A 14,797-nucleotide genomic window follows, 5' to 3' on the forward strand; every position below is an offset into this window, starting at 1 on the left:
TCCGCCTGGGGCACAATTGTCGGATGGGCAGGGATCGGGTGGGCATCGGAGTCGTCTGGGCGCTCGCACTCGCGGGCTCCGTGCTGACTCTGGCGATCGCCGCTCCGGAGTCCCGGCAGCTCTGGCTCGCGCTGACGTTCGGCGGCTGCGTGCTCGCGACCTTCGCGGTGCAGCTCGCCGTGGCCCGCGCCGAGGGGTACCTCCTCCGCGCGATGACGAGCATCGTCGGAGCGATGGCCGTGGTCGCGGTCGCGAGCGGGATCGCCCTCCTCCTCCCCGCCTGAGCGGTCGCGCCGTCCTGTCCCGAGCACCCGGATCCGCATCGCCTGAGCGGCCGCGTCCGCCCCGCCCCGGCGTCGGAGGCGGCGGGTAGGATGAGCGCATGCTTCTCGCCCTGGAACTCTTCTACCTCGGTCTGCTCGGGCTCGCCTCCCTCGCCATCGCGTGGGTCTCCGGCGTGGTCGTCTACAAGCTCTACCGCGGCCAGCGCTAGCCGCCGCCGGAGCCCGAGTGATCTCGCTTCCGTCGGGCCTGCCGCCCGAGCTCGTCCCCCTGTCCTGGCTGCTCGGCGTCTGGGAGGGCTCGGGCGTCATCGACTACACGATCGGCGACGACTCCGTCCAGGCCGAGTTCGGCCATCGCATCAGCTTCAGCTACGACGGCCTCCCGTACCTCAACTACAACTCCTACACGTGGCTGATCGAGGAGGGCGCCGAGGAGGCGCCCCGGCCCCTGGTCACCGAGACGGGCTACTGGCGCCTCAGCCGCGCGCTGACCGACTCCGACGCCGGCCCGGGAATGCTGCCCGGCCGCGGCGCACCCGCCTTCCCCGACGCCGAGTCCGTCGAGACGCTGCGCAACGCCGCCGGCGGGTTCGACATCGAGGTCTCGCTCGTGCACCCGGACGGGGTCAGCGAGCTCTACCTCGGTCAGGTCAAGGGGCCTCGGATCGACCTCGCGACCGACGCGGTGATGCGCACCGCCGCGGCGAAGGACTACGCCGCCGCCACGCGCCTCTACGGCCTGGTCGACGACCACCTGCTCTGGGCGTGGGACATCGCCGCGCTCGGCCAGGGCCTGCGGACCCACTCCTCCGGACGGCTCGCCCGTGTCGACTGACGCGCCCTCCCCGCTCCTGGCCGCCCCGGGCGCCGTCGCGACGACGAGCGCCGCCGAGCCCGGCGTCGCCGCCCACTACGGCGAGCCCTTCCGCGAGCAGCGCGCTCTCGCCGCGGGCACCGCGCTCGTCGACCTCTCCGGCCGCGGCGTCGTGACCGTCACGGGGCCGGACCGCCTCACCTGGATCGACTCGCTCACCAGCCAGGCCGTCTCGCGCCTCGCTCCCGGCGCGTCCGCCGAGACGCTCCTGCTCGACCCGACCGGCCGGATCGAGCACGTCATCCGCCTCGTCGACGACGGCGAGACCGCCTGGCTCCTGCTCGACCGCGACGAGACGGCCGGCCTGGCCGCCTGGCTCGACCGGATGCGCTTCATGCTCCGCGTCGAGGTCGCCGACCGCACCGACGACTTCGCGACCCTCGCCGCCCTCGGCGACGGGCCGGCCCTGACGCTCGCCCTGTCCCTGGCCGAGGAGCCCGTCGTCTGGAGCGACCCGTGGTCGCAGGTCCAGCCGGGCGGCTGGCAGTACGCGCTGACCACAGAGCACCCCGGGGGCTCCTGGGAGCTCCGCGAGGTCCTGGTCCCGCGAGCGGCACTCGAGGCCCTCGCGGAGACGGCCGTCGGGAGGGGAGTGGCCCTCGCCGGGGTCGACGCCCTCGAGGCGCTCCGCATCGCCGCCTGGCGCCCGCGCCACGCGACCGAGGTCGACGAGCGGTCCATCCCGCACGAGCTCGACCTCCTCCGCTCGAGCGTGCACCTCGCCAAGGGCTGCTACCGGGGCCAGGAGACGGTGGCGAAGGTGCACAATCTCGGCCACCCGCCGCGGCGCCTGGTCCTGCTGCAGCTCGACGGCTCCGACTCGGTCCTCCCCGCCCACGGCGACGTCGTCACGGCGCTCAAGGGCGGTGAGCCGGTCGAGGTCGGCACGGTCACCTCGAGCGCCTGGCACTACGAGGACGGACCGGTCGCTCTCGCGGTCGTCAAGCGGAGCGTCCCGGTGGACCTCGAGCTGACCGTGCTGGCCGGCGACTCGCGCGTGGCCGCGGCCCAGGAGGTCGTGGTCCCGCCCGGAGCCGGAGCGGAGGCGGGAGTGCCCCGCCTGCCCCGCCTCGGGGCGACGACCAGGTAGGCCACGCCGTGGTGGCCGCACGTCCCGCCGAGCGGGGCCGGGCGGCCGAGCGGCTGCGCGGTCTCGTCCGGACCCCCGAGCTGAGTCCCGCGCGCGCCCTCGCCCGCGCGGGGGCGTCGCTCCCCGCAGTGCTGCAGATCGTGCTCGCGGCGACCCTCGCCTACTCCGTCGCGCACTTCCTCCTCGGGCACCCCGCGCCGGTGCTGGCGCTGACGGCCACGATCTCGAGCCTCGGCATCGCGCGCGACACCCGCCCCAAGCAGGTGGCCGAGACAGCGACGGGGATGCTCATCGGCATCACGGCCAGCGAGGTCCTGCTCCTGCTGTGGGGGAGCAGCGTCTGGCAGCTCGCCGTCGTCCTCGCGATCGTCTTCACGCTCGGCCGGGCCCTCTCGCCCTCGCCGGGGTTCGCCGTGGCCGCCGGGACCCAGGCGATGCTGGTGATGGTCCTCCCTGCGCCGGACGGAGGCGTCTTCACCCGGAGCGTCGACGGCCTGATCGGCGGGCTCGCGGCGCTGCTCTGCACGGCGATCGTGCCCCGCCCGCCGCTGCGCACAGCGCGGGCCGAGGCGCACCGGCTCCTCACCGCGCTCAGCCGGACCGTGGAGGAGCTGGCCGAGGCGCTCCGCCGGGGCGACTCCTCGGCGTCCACCGCAGCCCTCGAGCGGATCCGCGGGACGCAGCCGGTCATCGACGGCTGGACCGCGGCGCTCGACTCCGCGACCGGCGTCGCCCGGATCTCGCCGTTCGTCCGTCGGCACCGCGGCGAGCTCTCCCGCCAGGCCGTGATGCTGTCCGCGCTGGACCTCGCGACCCGGAATCTGCGCATCGTCGCGCGCCGCACCGACTTCCTCGTCGGGGACGGCGCCCCGCGGCCGGCGCTCGCCGGAGCGGTCGCCGCCCTCGGCCCGGGCATCGCGCTGCTCGGCCGCGCGGTCGCCGATCCGTCGGTGCTCGCCCTGGCGCGTCAGGACCTCGTGCTGCTCGCGACCACGCTCGACCCCCAGCGGCTGATCCCGGAGGCGCGCCTCGCCGAGAAGACGGTGCTCGTCCTGCTCCGCCCGCTCGTCGTCGACCTGCTCACGGCGACCGGCGCCGCTCCCGCCGAGGCTCGGGCCGCCCTGCCCCCGCTCGCCTAGGGCTCAGGAGGTCCGGTGCTCAGGCCCGGCGCTCAGGCCCGGCGCTCAGGAGGAGGGGGCGACCGCCTCCCACGCGACCGTCACCTCGCCCAGGCGCCAGCGCCGCGGCCCGCCGAGGACCGGCCACTCCGGCCGGAGGTCCCGGACCGCCGCGATCCAGCGCTGACCCGGACTGTAGACGGCGAGAGGGGCGTTCAGCGTCCACGCCCGCTCGAGGGCGGCGAGGAAGGCGTGCACGCCCTCGCCGGGCACGTTGCGGTGGATGAGGGCCTTCGGCAGGCGCTCGGCCGCCGTCATCGGCGAGGGGATCGCCGCGAGCCGGAGCGAGAGGGTCAGCGAGCGCGGGCCCTCCCGGCCGACCTCGATCCAGGTGCAGATGCGGCCGATCTCGTCGCAGGTGCCCTCGACCAGGACGCCGTCGGGCTGCAGGCGGTCCGTCATCGTCGCCCAGGCTCCCTGCACCGCGTCCTCGTCGTACTGGCGGAGCACGTTGAAGGCGCGGATGACGCCCGCCCGCCGCCCCGCGGGCAGGGGAACCTCGAAGCCGCCGCGCTCGAAGCGCACGCGCGCGTCCGCGGGGAACGGCGTGCCGCCCTCCCTCACCCGGGCGAGCTGGCGCCGAGCGGTGTCGACCCGTGCGGGCTCGATCTCGAGGCCGAGCACCTCGACGTCGGGCGCGGCCCGGACGAGCCGGCGGTGCAGCTCGAGCGTGGTGACCGCGCTCGCCCCGAAGCCGAGATCGACGACGAGCGGGGAGTCGGTGCTGCACAGGACGGGCAGCTCGGCGAGCCGGCGGTCGACCCGGCGGAGGCGGTTCGTGCCCGTCGTTCCGCGGGTGACGGCTCCGATGGGCATGCTCTCCAGCGTATCCGCGGGCGAGGGGGCCGCCTCTAAGCTGGACGCATGTCCGAGACCTACACCCTCATCCTCGTGCGCCACGGCAACAGCGAGTGGAACCAGAAGAACCTGTTCACCGGCTGGGTCGACGTGCGCCTGACCGAGCAGGGAGTCGCGGAGGCCACTCGGGCCGGCGAGCTGCTGACCGAGGCGGGCCTGCACCCCGACATCGTCTACACGTCGCGCCAGACCCGGGCGATCCAGACCGCCAACATCGCCCTCGAGGTCGCCGACCGCCTGTGGATCGACGTCAAGCGCTCCTGGCGCCTCAACGAGCGCCACTACGGCGCCCTGCAGGGCAAGGACAAGGCGCAGACCCTCGCCGAGTACGGCCCCGAGCAGTTCCAGACCTGGCGCCGCTCCTTCGACGTGCCGCCGCCCCCGCTCGACGACGACGACCAGTACTCGCAGGCGCACGACGAGCGCTACGCCGACCTCGGCGACGCCCTGCCCCGCACCGAGTCGCTGAAGCTCGTGATCGAGCGGATGCTCCCGTACTGGGAGTCCGACATCAAGCCGGACCTCGCCTCGGGCAAGACCGTCATGATCACCGCGCACGGCAACTCCCTCCGCGCGCTGGTGAAGACGCTCGACGGCATCTCGGACTCGGACATCGCGGAGCTCAACATCCCGACCGGGATCCCGCTCGTCTACGAGCTGAACGAGGACTTCGAGCCCATCGGGGAGGCGCGCTACCTCGACCCGGAGGCCGCGGCCGCCGGTGCCGCCGCCGTCGCCGCCCAGGGCGCCAAGAAGTAGCACCGCCCCGCACACGCGAACGGCCCGCCCGAGTCCTCGACTCCGGCGGGCCGTTCCCGTCCGCAGCTCCGACGGGGACGGCACGGACACGTCCGGCCCGCAGGAGACGATCGTTCCTGCGGGCCGGACGGTGAGACGGGCCGGAGCCCGAGGTGTCGACTAGGAGTAGTCGCCCGAGATCAGGTACTGGACCTTCTTGGCGATCGACACGGCGTGGTCGGCGAAGCGCTCGTGGTAGCGGCTGGCGAGGGTCGCGTCGACGGTGTCGGCGGCCTGGCCCTTCCACGCCTCGCTGAGCACCTTGTCGAAGACGCTGACGTGCAGCTCGTCGATCTTGTCGTCCTCGTCGCGGATCTCCTCGGCGATGCGCGGGTCCTGCGAGCGGAGCAGGTCGGTAAGCTTGTGCGCGACGACCACGTCGAGGCGGCCCATCTCGACGAACGTCGGACGCAGGCTCTTGGGGACCACCTTGTCGGGGAAGCGGTAGCGCGAGAGCTGAGCGATGTGCTCGGCGATGTCGCCCATCCGCTCGAGCGACGCGCTGATGCGCAGCGCCGAGACGACGATCCGCAGGTCGCGGGCGACCGGGTTCTGGCGGGCGAGGATGTCGATCGCGAGCTCGTCGAGGCTGATGGCCAGCTCGTCGATGCGCGCGTCGCTCGCGATGACCTCCTCCGCGAGGGTGACGTCGGAGTGGTTGAACGCCTGGGTCGCCTTCTCGATGGCGATCTCGACGAGTCCGGAGATCTCGACGAGTCGTTCCTGGACCTCGGCCAGCTCCTGCTGGAAAACTTCGCGCATCTGTGTTCGACCCTCTCTACGGCGCGCGCGGACGACGGCGCCGGATCTGCGGCGAGCACCTCGCACGCCGCTGCGACTGCACTCCGTGGGCGCAGGCGCAGTCATGATGACCACGGCAGGTTAACGGACGGTGCCGGGCGTTTGAACAGTACTCGACCCCCGGAGGATCGACGGGCGTCCGGTAGGGGGACGCCCGGTGGATGGTTAGCCTGGGTCCGTGGATTCGGGCTTGATCGTGGTTCTGTCGCTCGTTCTCGGTGTCGCGATCGGGATCCTTCTGACGACCGTGCTCACGCTCGCCGCCCGCCAGGGCCGCATCGCGCAGGACGTGATCTCGGTCGGGCTCCCCGAGGGGATCGAGGCGATCATCGACGCCGTCGGCTCGCCCGCCTTCGTGACCGACCCGTCGCACAACGTGCTGAAGGCGTCCACCCGCGCCGTCGCGCTCGGCCTGGTCTCGCAGGACACGCTGCTCCACCCCGACCTCGCCGCCATCGTCGACCGCGTCCGCCGCTTCGGCGACGACATCGTCCAGGACCTCGAGCTCGCGACCAGCCCGCTCTCCGACGCCGCCGTGACGCTCGTCGTCCACGCGACCCGCCTCGGCTCCCGCTACGTCCTCGTCATCGCCGAGGACCACACCGAGGCGCGCCGGCTCGAGGCCGTCCGCCGGGACTTCGTCGCCAACATCTCCCACGAGCTGAAGACCCCGATCGGCGCCGTCGGCCTGCTCGCCGAGGCCCTCGACTCCGCCGCCGACGACCCCCAGCAGGTGCGCCGCTTCGCGCACCGGCTGACCCAGGAGTCGCACCGCCTCGCGAAGATCACCCGCGAAATCATCGAGCTCTCCCGGCTCCAGGCCGCCGACGTCGCCGGCTCCGCCGAGATCATCCGCGTCGACGACGTCGTCACGGCGGCGCTCGAGACCACCCACGTCATGGCGGAGTCGCACGACGTCACCCTGGTCAAGGGCGGGATGAAGAAGGCCTACGTCGTGGGGCAGGAGAAGATGCTCGTCTCGGCGCTGCACAACCTCCTCGCCAACGCCATCCAGTACTCGCCCGCAGGCTCCCGCGTGGGCATCGGCGTCCGCTCCACCGGCGGAGTCGTCGAGATCGCCGTCACCGACCAGGGCATCGGCATCCCGGAGGAGGACCTCGACCGGGTGTTCGAGCGCTTCTACCGCGTCGACCAGGCCCGCTCCCGCCACACCGGCGGCACCGGCCTCGGCCTCAGCATCGTCAAGCACGCCGTGCAGAACCACGGCGGCGACGTCCGCGTCTGGTCCAAGCCCGGCCGCGGCTCCACCTTCACCATCCGGCTCCCCGAAGCCGACCCCGCCCGGACGCCCTTCGCGGCGACCGCCCCGATAGGAGAACACGCGTGACCAGCATCCTGCTCGTCGAGGACGAGAGCGCCCTCAGCGAGCCCCTCAGCTACCTGCTCGAACGCGAGGGCTACGACGTCACCGTCGCCGAGGACGGCAACCGCGCCGTCGCCGCCTTCGACGAGGGCGACTACGACCTGATCCTCCTCGACCTCATGCTGCCCGGCATGCCCGGCACCGAGGTCTGCCGCGAGATCCGCACCCGCTCCTCCGTCCCGATCATCATGGTCACCGCCAAGGACTCCGAAGTGGACATCGTCGTCGGCCTGGAGCTCGGCGCCGACGACTACGTCACCAAGCCCTACTCCACCCGCGAACTTCTCGCCCGCATCCGCGCCGTCCTCCGACGACGCACCGAGGAGCCCGGCGAGGAGCGGATCGTCGTCGCCGGCCCCGTCCGCATGGACATCGAACGCCACACGGTCGAGGTCGACGGCGTCGAGACCCCGATGCCCCTCAAGGAGTTCGAGCTCCTCGAGATGCTCCTCCGCAACGCGGGCCGCGTCCTCACCCGCGGCCAGCTCATCGACCGCGTCTGGGGCAGCGACTACTTCGGCGACACGAAGACCCTCGACGTCCACGTCAAGCGCATCCGCTCCAAGATCGAGAAGACGCCGAAGGAGCCGGTGCTCCTGGTTACTGTCCGCGGCCTCGGCTACCGCTTCGACGCTTGATCGCGGGCCCTGGCGGGGCGATCTGCGGCGTTGTCGTCGGTTGCGATACCGCTGGTATCGCGCCCTCCTCCGCCTTGCAGCTCACCCCGCCAGGTCCCGCGATCAACCCTGTGCTGGAGGGGTGAGGTGCGGGGCCGTCGCTGCGCGACGAGCCGTCGAGGGTGGGGCCGTCGCTGCGCGACGAGCCGTTGAGGGTGGGGGCGTCGCTGCGCGACGAGCCGGGCGGGGGCGTCGCTCAGGGCGTGGTGCTCGAGTGGTCGGCGGAGTCGGTGTATCGAGACGCGCGCCGCCGGACGTCGCGCGAATGGTGGTCGAGTGGCCGGCGGAGCGGGTGCGTCGAGAACTGCGGGGACGACGAAGGGCCGCCCACCGGGGTGGACGGCCCTCGAGGGCGGAGGGGGCTACTCCGCGGTGGGAGCGTCGACGCCGGGCTCGGCGGTCGGAGTGGGGAGCGCGGTCCGGGCGGGGTCGGCCGTCGGGGTGACGGTCGGCGTCGCGGAGGGCGCGGGGGTCAGCGTCGAGTAGGCCTCGAGGGCGTTCGTCAGGACGGGGACGAGGAGCTCCTTGCCCTGCTCGGAGCCGTACTGGAAGTAGACGGGGAGCAGGCCGCCGGGAATGGTGTCGATGTCGTCCATCTGGACGGCCTCGGTGCTGTCGGGGCGGACCTCGGTGCGGCCGGGGACGGCGTCGACGGTGTCGCTGGTGCGGCCCGCGGAGCCCTCGTACTGCACCTCGACGCTCAGCGCCTCATCGGTGGAGTTCACGAGCGTCACGATCAGGGTGCCGGCCTCGCCGTCGTCCGAGACGATCATCGCGTTGCGGATGGCGAGATCGCCGATCGTCGCGCCGACTCCGTCGCTCGGGTCGTAGATCTTGCGCGTCGCCTGCGGGGCGACGAGGTTGCAGCCGGCGGTAGCGAGGGCGACGCCGACCGCGAGAACGACGGATGCAGCGATACGCGCCTTCACAGGAACCTCCAGATCGTCGGCCCCGCTCGCCCCGGACAGGGCGACTTCACTGTGCACGAGCCGACACCAGGCTAGCGTAGCGAGCACCGCGGCTCCGCCCGTCCGGACTCCCGTCCCGCTCGGCGCGCATGGTAATCTGTCCGCCGCTGAAAGGACGTCGCATGCAGTTCGAGGTCGGAGAGACGGTCGTCTACCCCCATCACGGAGCCGCCACGATCGCCGAGGTGAAGACCCGGACGATCAAGGGCCAGGAGAAGACGTACCTGAAGCTCCGCGTCGCGCAGGGCGACCTCGTCATCGAGGTGCCGGCCGACAACGTCGACCTGGTCGGCGTCCGCGACGTCATCGGCCGCGAGGGCGTCGAGCGCGTGTTCGAGGTTCTGCGCGCCGAGGTCGTCGAGGAGCCGACCAACTGGTCGCGCCGCTACAAGGCCAACCTCGAGAAGCTCGGGTCCGGCGACGTCGTCAAGGTCTCCGAGGTCGTCCGCGACCTCACCCGCCGCGACCGCGACCGCGGCCTCTCAGCGGGGGAGAAGAGCATGCTCGCCAAGGCCCGCCAGATCCTCGTCTCCGAGCTCGCCCTGGCCGAGAAGACCGACGAGGACGCCGCCTCCGTGCTCCTCGACGAGGTCCTCGCATCCTGAACGGTCCGGCCGGCGTGCCGACCGCGGCCGTCGTCGTCGTCGCCGCCGGCAGCGGCACGAGGCTCGGCCGCGAGCGCCCCAAGGCCTACGTCGACTGCGCGGGGCGGACGATCCTCGAGCGCAGCCTGCGCACGGTGCTGCTGCTCGCGGAGCCGGTCCAGATCGTCGTCGTGGCTCCCGCCGCCCTCCTCGAGGAGACGGCCGCTCTCGCGCACGCCGCCGGCGCCCCGGACGGCTCCGTCAGCGTCGTCGCCGGAGGCGCCAGCCGCCAGGAGTCGGTCGCTCGGGGGCTCCGGGCGCTCGGCCCGGCTGTGGAGACGGTGCTCGTGCACGACGCCGCCCGCGCCCTCACGCCCGTCGACCAGTTCGAGCGGGTGATCGCGGCGGTCCGGGAGACGCGCGGTGGAGTGATCCCGGGTCTGCCGGTCACCGACACGATCAAGCGCATCCGCGCCGACGGCGGGATCCTCGGCACGGTGGACCGCTCCGAGCTCGCCGCGGTGCAGACGCCGCAGGGCTTCCCGCGCGCGCTCCTCGACGAGGCCTACGCCTCGGCGGAGGAGGACTTCACCGACGACGCGGCGCTGCTCGCCTCGCGCGGCGGCCCCTCGATCGTCGTCGCCGGCGATCCGCTCGCCTTCAAGATCACCACCCCCTGGGACCTGGCCCGCGCCGAGCAGGTGCTCGCACCGCCGCCCGTCGTCGTCGTGCCGCGCGTCGGCATCGGCACGGACGTGCACGCCTTCGACGACGCGTCGCCGCTCTGGCTCGCCGGGCTGCACTGGCCGGGGGAGCGGGGCCTGTCCGGGCACAGCGACGGCGATCCGGTCGCCCACGCGATCTGCGACGCGCTCCTGGCGGCGGCGGGTCTCGGCGACATCGGCTCCCGCTTCGGCACGGCCGACCCGCGCTTCGCGGACGCCCACGGCGAGGTCTTCCTCCGCGCGACCCGCGAGCTGGTGGAGGCCGCCGGCTTCGCCATCGGCAACGTCTCGGTGCAGCTCATCGGCAACCGCCCGAAGTTCTCGCCGCGGCGCGAGGAGGCGCAGAGGCTGCTCTCGGACCTGCTCGGCGCACCGGTCAGCGTCGCCGCCACCACCTCGGACGCGCTGGGCTTCACCGGCCGGGGCGAAGGGGTCGCCGCGACCGCGACGGCACTCGTCCTCCCCACCCCCGCTGTCGCCCGGTAGTCCCCGGGCGGAGCCGCCGACCCGGCCGGGAGCGGTCCGCCCGGTAAACTCGCCCGCGTGACTCTGCGACTGCATGACTCGAAGGCCCAGGCCCTCGTCGATTTCGTCCCCCTCCGCGAGAACGAGGTCGGGATGTACGTCTGCGGACCCACCGTTCAGTCCTCCCCCCACATCGGGCACCTGCGCTCCGCCCTCGCCTACGACCAGCTGCGCCGCTGGCTGGCGTACCGCGGCTTCCAGGTCACCCTGGTGCGCAACGTCACCGACATCGACGACAAGATCCTCGCCATCGCCGAGGACGCGCGGCGTCGGGTGCCCGAGGGCGCGCCGGTCGAGCAGTGGTGGGCGCTCGCCTACCGCGTCGAGCTCGAGTTCACCGCCGCGTACACGGCCCTCGGCATCCTCCCGCCGACCTACGAGCCGCGCGCGACCGCGAGCATCGCCGAGATGATCACCCTCATCCGGACCCTGATCGAGCGCGGTCACGCCTACCCGGCGCCCGACGACTCCGGCGACGTCTACTTCGACACGCGGTCCTGGCCGGACTACGGCTCGCTCACCCACCAGCGCCTCGAGAGCATGGAGGCGGCGACCGACGCCGACCCGCGCGGCAAGCGCGACCCGCACGACTTCGCTCTCTGGAAGGGCGCCAAGCCGGAGGAGCCGGAGTCGGCCGCCTGGGCCTCGCCGTGGGGCGCCGGGCGCCCCGGCTGGCACATCGAGTGCTCCGCGATGTCGACGAAGTACCTCGGCACCCAGTTCGACATCCACGGCGGCGGGCTCGACCTGCGCTTCCCCCACCACGAGAACGAGCTCGCCCAGTCCAGCGCCGCCGGCCACGCCTTCGCCAGCTACTGGCTGCACAACGGCCTCGTGTCCGTCATCGGCCAGAAGATGAGCAAGTCGCTCGGCAACTCGGTGTTCGCCTCCGAGCTGCTCGAGGCGGCCCGCCCGCTCGTCGTCCGCTACTACCTCGGCTCGGCCCACTACCGCTCCACCCTCGAGTTCCACGACGGGGCCCTCGAGGAGGCCGAAGCGGCGCTGGAGCGGATCGAGGGCTTCCTCGAGCGCTCCCGCCGCCGCCTCGACGGCACGCGGTTCGCCGCGCTCGGCGAGCCGGTGGTCCCGGAGGAGTTCGCCGAGGCGATGGACGACGACCTGTCCGTCCCGCAGGCCATCGGCGTCCTGCACGAGACCGTGCGCGCCGGCAACGCCGCCCTCGACGCCGAGGACCTCGGCTCCGTCTCGGCCCTGCGCACCCAGGTGCTCGCGATGGCGGCCGTGCTCGGCATCGACCCGGAGGCGCCCGAGTGGGCGCGCTCCGACGACGAACCCTCGTACCGCGCGCTCAGCGTGCTGGTCGACCGCCTGGTCGCCGAACGCCAGACCGCGCGCGAGCAGCGCGACTGGGCGAGCGCCGACCGCATCCGAACCGATCTCGCCGCGGCGGGAATCACGATCGAAGACACCCAGACGGGTGCGCATTGGAGTCTCGATGGCGAATAAGCCCGGCCGCCCCGGAGCGGTCCGAAAGAAGAGCAAGGGCAAGGCCGTCGGTTCCGGCGGTCAGGGCCGTCAGGCCCTCGAGGGCAAGAAGCCCACGCCCAAGGCCGAGGACCGGCCCTACCACCCCGCAGGCAAGGCGAAGCTCGCGCGCGAGCGCTTCGTCGCCGCAGGCGGCAAGGGCCGTCCCGGCGGAGCCCTCTCCGCGGCCGCCCGCGGACAGGGGCGCCCCGCTCCGTCGCGCAAGCCCAAGAGCGGCGACGACTTCGAGATGGTGACGGGCCGGAACTCGGTCCTCGAGGCGCTGCGCGCCAGCATCCCGGCCACCACCCTCTACCTCGCGACCCGCATCGAGATGGACGACCGGGTCAAGGAGGCGCTCAAGATCGCCACCGCCCGCGGCCTTCCCGTGCTCGAGGTCATGCGCCCGGAGCTCGACCGCCTCGCCGGCCCCGACTCCGTGCACCAGGGCCTCGTGCTGAAGGTGCCGCCCTACGAGTACGCCCACCCGAGCGACCTGCTCGAGCGCAGCGTCTCCCGCGGAGCGGTCCCCCTCCTCGTCGCCCTCGACGGCATCACCGACCCGCGCAACCTCGGAGCGATCATCCGCTCCGTCGCCGCGTTCGGCGGCCAGGGCGTCATCGTCCCGCAGCGCCGCTCCGTGGGCCTCAACTCCGCCGCCTGGAAGACCTCCGCCGGAGCCGCCGCACGCATCCCCGTCGCGATGGCGTCCAACCTCACCGCCATGATCAAGGACTTCAAGCGCGCCGGCGTCTTCGTCATCGGACTCGACGGCGACGGCGACGTGATGCTGCCCGGCCTCGAACTCGCCGACCGGCCGCTCCTCGTCGTCGTCGGCAGCGAGGGCAAGGGCCTCTCCCGCCTCGTCACCGAGCAGTGCGACGCCGTCGTCTCCATCCCGATCAGCTCCGCCACCGAATCCCTCAACGCCGGGATCGCGGCGTCGGTCGCGCTCTACGAGATCTCCAAACTCCGCTCCGCCTCCGAGTAGCGCGGGCGCCGGCACGGCGATCTGCGGCGTTGTCGTCGGGCGCGATACCGCCGGTATCGCTTCCTCCTCCGCCTTGCAGCTCACCGCGCCGGCACCCGCGCTCCAGGTCTGGATGTCAGGGGCGCCGCCTTCGGCGAGCGGACAGGGGCGCCGCCTGCGGCGAGCGGACCGAGTGCGCCGCCTGCGGCGAGCGAGCCGGGGGGGTGCGAAGAGGGCCCGTGCTGACAGCACGGGCCCTCTTGCGGTGGTGGGGTCAGACGTTCTTCGTCCAGTCGACGTCGGCGTCCTCGTCGGTGAGCTCGGCGTCGCCGGACTCGTCGAGGACGAGGTTCGGGAGGGTCAGCGCCTCGGTGGGAGGAGCGATGACCGTCGCCTCGTCGCGGCGGTGACGCAGGATGTCGTTCACGTAGGCGGTGACCGCCTCCGCCAGGGGGACGTCGCGCGCCTGCTGCTGCGACATGAACCAGCGGTGCTCGAGCAGCTGGTGGAACATCTCGGCCGGCTCCAGGCGGCCCTTGAGATCACGGGGGATCGAGCGGATGACCGGCTCGAACACCTGCGCCAGCCACTCGTGCGCCACCATCTCCTCGTCCAGGCCCTGCTTGTCGTAGGTCGCCGTGTACGAGTCGAGGTCGTTGAGCAGGCGCCGCGCCTGGTTCTCCTGCGCGTCGAGCCCGGTGAGACGGAGCAGCCGCCGCTGGTGGTGGCCGGCGTCGACCACCTTCGGCTGGATCCGCACCGTGGACCCGGCCTCGTCGGTCTTGATCGCGAGCTCCTCGATGTCGAAGCCCAGCTCGTTCAGCCGGTTCACGCGGTCGTTGATCCGCCAGCGCTCCGAGGTCGCGAACGACTCGGCACCGGTCAGCTCCTTCCAGAGGCTGCGGTACGCCGCGACGATGCCGTCGGAGACCGTGATCGGATCGAGGTCGTCGTCGACGCGACCGCCGGCCTCGAGGTCGAGCAGCTCGCCGGCGATGTTGACGCGGGCGATCTCCAGATCGTTCTCGCGCTGGCCGTTCGAGAGGCCGCCCGAGTAGAGCTGCCCGGTCTCCGCATCGACCAGGTAGGCGGCGAAGGCGCCGGCATCGCGCCGGAAGAGAGTGTTCGAGAGCGAGACGTCGCCCCAGAAGAAGCCGATCACGTGCAGGCGGACCAGGAGGAGCGCCAGCGCGTCGACCAGGCGGGTCGCCGTGTCCGGCCGCAGCGTCTGCGAGAAGAGCGCCCGGTAGGGGAGCGAGAACTTGAGGTGACGGGTGACCAGCACGGCGGGCAGGGCCTCGCCCTCGTCGTCGGTGCGGTTCGTGATCACCGCGCCCGGAACCACGCACGGCACGTCGAGGCGCTGCAGCGTCTTCAGCATCTCGTACTCGCGCCGCGACATCTCGGCGGTCGTCTCCTTGACGGCGACGACGTGTCCGGAGAGGTGGGCGAAGCGGACCGTGTGCCGCGAGATGCCCTTCGGCAGGGCGGCGATGTACTCGTCGGGCCAGTCGTCGAGCCGCAGGTTCCACGGCAGGTCGAGCAGGGCCGGGTCGACGGTGGCCGAGGTGATGTTCAGGGAGCCGGACATGGTGC

At 72.7% G+C, this 14,797-nt stretch carries 15 protein-coding genes; 11 read left to right on the top strand and 4 right to left on the bottom strand.

What is annotated here, in order from left to right; genetic code table 11:
* The first annotated feature begins 23 nt into the window (after positions 1-23).
* The 4 genes from C5B92_RS01915 to C5B92_RS01930 all read left to right on the top strand — a co-directional run bounded on the left by C5B92_RS01915 (position 24) and on the right by C5B92_RS01930 (position 3,387).
* A complete protein-coding gene (locus C5B92_RS01915; protein ID WP_146076503.1) occupies positions 24-284 on the top strand; it encodes a hypothetical protein in 261 nt (86 codons plus the stop codon).
* 226 nt (positions 285-510) lie between these two features.
* Entirely contained in the window at positions 511-1,119 is a 609-nt protein-coding gene (locus C5B92_RS01920; RefSeq protein WP_104224698.1) for an FABP family protein, read from the top strand.
* Complete coding sequence (locus C5B92_RS01925) at positions 1,109-2,248, top strand: folate-binding protein YgfZ (RefSeq protein WP_104256420.1); 1,140 nt, start codon at positions 1,109-1,111, stop codon at positions 2,246-2,248. Before C5B92_RS01920 ends, C5B92_RS01925 begins: the two co-directional genes overlap by 11 nt.
* A gap of 8 nt (positions 2,249-2,256) precedes the next feature.
* Entirely contained in the window at positions 2,257-3,387 is a 1,131-nt protein-coding gene (locus tag C5B92_RS01930; protein WP_104256421.1) for an aromatic acid exporter family protein, read from the top strand.
* A 45-nt stretch (positions 3,388-3,432) separates the two neighbouring features.
* Here C5B92_RS01930 and C5B92_RS01935 read toward each other — a convergent pair whose 3' ends face one another.
* The gene (locus tag C5B92_RS01935) at positions 3,433-4,242 is read right to left on the bottom strand and encodes a class I SAM-dependent methyltransferase (protein WP_104256422.1); all 810 of its coding nucleotides are present in this window, start codon (positions 4,240-4,242) and stop codon (positions 3,433-3,435) included.
* Between the two features lie 48 nt (positions 4,243-4,290).
* Here C5B92_RS01935 and C5B92_RS01940 point away from each other — a divergent pair, with 48 nt between their 5' ends.
* Positions 4,291-5,043 (top strand): phosphoglyceromutase, encoded by a 753-nt coding sequence (locus tag C5B92_RS01940; RefSeq protein ID WP_104224694.1) that lies wholly within the window; start codon positions 4,291-4,293, stop codon positions 5,041-5,043.
* A 159-nt stretch (positions 5,044-5,202) separates the two neighbouring features.
* On the opposite strand, the gene phoU is transcribed toward C5B92_RS01940, so the two are convergent.
* Positions 5,203-5,844 (bottom strand): phosphate signaling complex protein PhoU, encoded by a 642-nt coding sequence (gene phoU, locus C5B92_RS01945; protein WP_104224693.1) that lies wholly within the window; start codon positions 5,842-5,844, stop codon positions 5,203-5,205.
* Between the two features lie 217 nt (positions 5,845-6,061).
* Here phoU and C5B92_RS01950 point away from each other — a divergent pair, with 217 nt between their 5' ends.
* Together C5B92_RS01950 and C5B92_RS01955 are read left to right on the top strand one after the other, a co-directional pair.
* Positions 6,062-7,231 (top strand): cell wall metabolism sensor histidine kinase WalK, encoded by a 1,170-nt coding sequence (locus tag C5B92_RS01950; RefSeq protein ID WP_104224692.1) that lies wholly within the window; start codon positions 6,062-6,064, stop codon positions 7,229-7,231.
* On the top strand, positions 7,228-7,905 hold the full coding sequence (locus tag C5B92_RS01955; protein ID WP_104227263.1) for a response regulator transcription factor: 678 nt from the start codon (positions 7,228-7,230) through the stop codon (positions 7,903-7,905). The genes C5B92_RS01950 and C5B92_RS01955 overlap by 4 nt, the downstream gene beginning before the upstream one ends.
* A 401-nt stretch (positions 7,906-8,306) precedes the next feature.
* On the opposite strand, the gene C5B92_RS01960 is transcribed toward C5B92_RS01955, so the two are convergent.
* On the bottom strand, positions 8,307-8,873 hold the full coding sequence (locus C5B92_RS01960; RefSeq protein ID WP_104224588.1) for a hypothetical protein: 567 nt from the start codon (positions 8,871-8,873) through the stop codon (positions 8,307-8,309).
* Positions 8,874-9,034: 161 nt separating this feature from the next.
* On the opposite strand from C5B92_RS01960, the gene C5B92_RS01965 reads away from it, so the two are divergent.
* From C5B92_RS01965 to rlmB, 4 genes are read left to right on the top strand one after another with little or no spacing between them, the layout of a single operon-like run.
* On the top strand, positions 9,035-9,517 hold the full coding sequence (locus tag C5B92_RS01965; RefSeq protein ID WP_104224589.1) for a CarD family transcriptional regulator: 483 nt from the start codon (positions 9,035-9,037) through the stop codon (positions 9,515-9,517).
* A gap of 14 nt (positions 9,518-9,531) precedes the next feature.
* Positions 9,532-10,707 (top strand): 2-C-methyl-D-erythritol 4-phosphate cytidylyltransferase, encoded by a 1,176-nt coding sequence (ispD, locus tag C5B92_RS01970; protein WP_258061218.1) that lies wholly within the window; start codon positions 9,532-9,534, stop codon positions 10,705-10,707.
* Positions 10,708-10,764: 57 nt separating this feature from the next.
* On the top strand, positions 10,765-12,213 hold the full coding sequence (gene cysS / locus C5B92_RS01975; protein WP_104255439.1) for a cysteine--tRNA ligase: 1,449 nt from the start codon (positions 10,765-10,767) through the stop codon (positions 12,211-12,213).
* On the top strand, positions 12,203-13,222 hold the full coding sequence (rlmB, locus tag C5B92_RS01980; protein WP_104224591.1) for a 23S rRNA (guanosine(2251)-2'-O)-methyltransferase RlmB: 1,020 nt from the start codon (positions 12,203-12,205) through the stop codon (positions 13,220-13,222). Before cysS ends, rlmB begins: the two co-directional genes overlap by 11 nt.
* Positions 13,223-13,475: 253 nt before the next feature.
* Here rlmB and C5B92_RS01985 read toward each other — a convergent pair whose 3' ends face one another.
* Positions 13,476-14,792, bottom strand: coding sequence for a DUF4032 domain-containing protein (locus C5B92_RS01985; protein WP_104226481.1), 1,317 nt, complete (start codon positions 14,790-14,792; stop codon positions 13,476-13,478).
* Between the last annotated feature and the right edge of the window lie 5 nt (positions 14,793-14,797).

It is taken from the genome of Rathayibacter sp. AY1A4 (genome assembly GCF_002930955.1).
Taxonomy (GTDB): domain Bacteria; phylum Actinomycetota; class Actinomycetes; order Actinomycetales; family Microbacteriaceae; genus Rathayibacter.

Coding starts and splice junctions, on each gene's coding strand:
- C5B92_RS01940 (WP_104224694.1), top strand. CDS start 4,291: ATGTCCGAGACCTACACCCTCATCCTCGTGCGCCACGGCAACAGCGAG.
- rlmB (WP_104224591.1), top strand. CDS start 12,203: ATGGCGAATAAGCCCGGCCGCCCCGGAGCGGTCCGAAAGAAGAGCAAG.
- C5B92_RS01965 (WP_104224589.1), top strand. CDS start 9,035: ATGCAGTTCGAGGTCGGAGAGACGGTCGTCTACCCCCATCACGGAGCC.
- phoU (WP_104224693.1), bottom strand. CDS start 5,844: ATGCGCGAAGTTTTCCAGCAGGAGCTGGCCGAGGTCCAGGAACGACTC.
- C5B92_RS01985 (WP_104226481.1), bottom strand. CDS start 14,792: ATGTCCGGCTCCCTGAACATCACCTCGGCCACCGTCGACCCGGCCCTG.
- C5B92_RS01935 (WP_104256422.1), bottom strand. CDS start 4,242: ATGCCCATCGGAGCCGTCACCCGCGGAACGACGGGCACGAACCGCCTC.
- C5B92_RS01915 (WP_146076503.1), top strand. CDS start 24: ATGGGCAGGGATCGGGTGGGCATCGGAGTCGTCTGGGCGCTCGCACTC.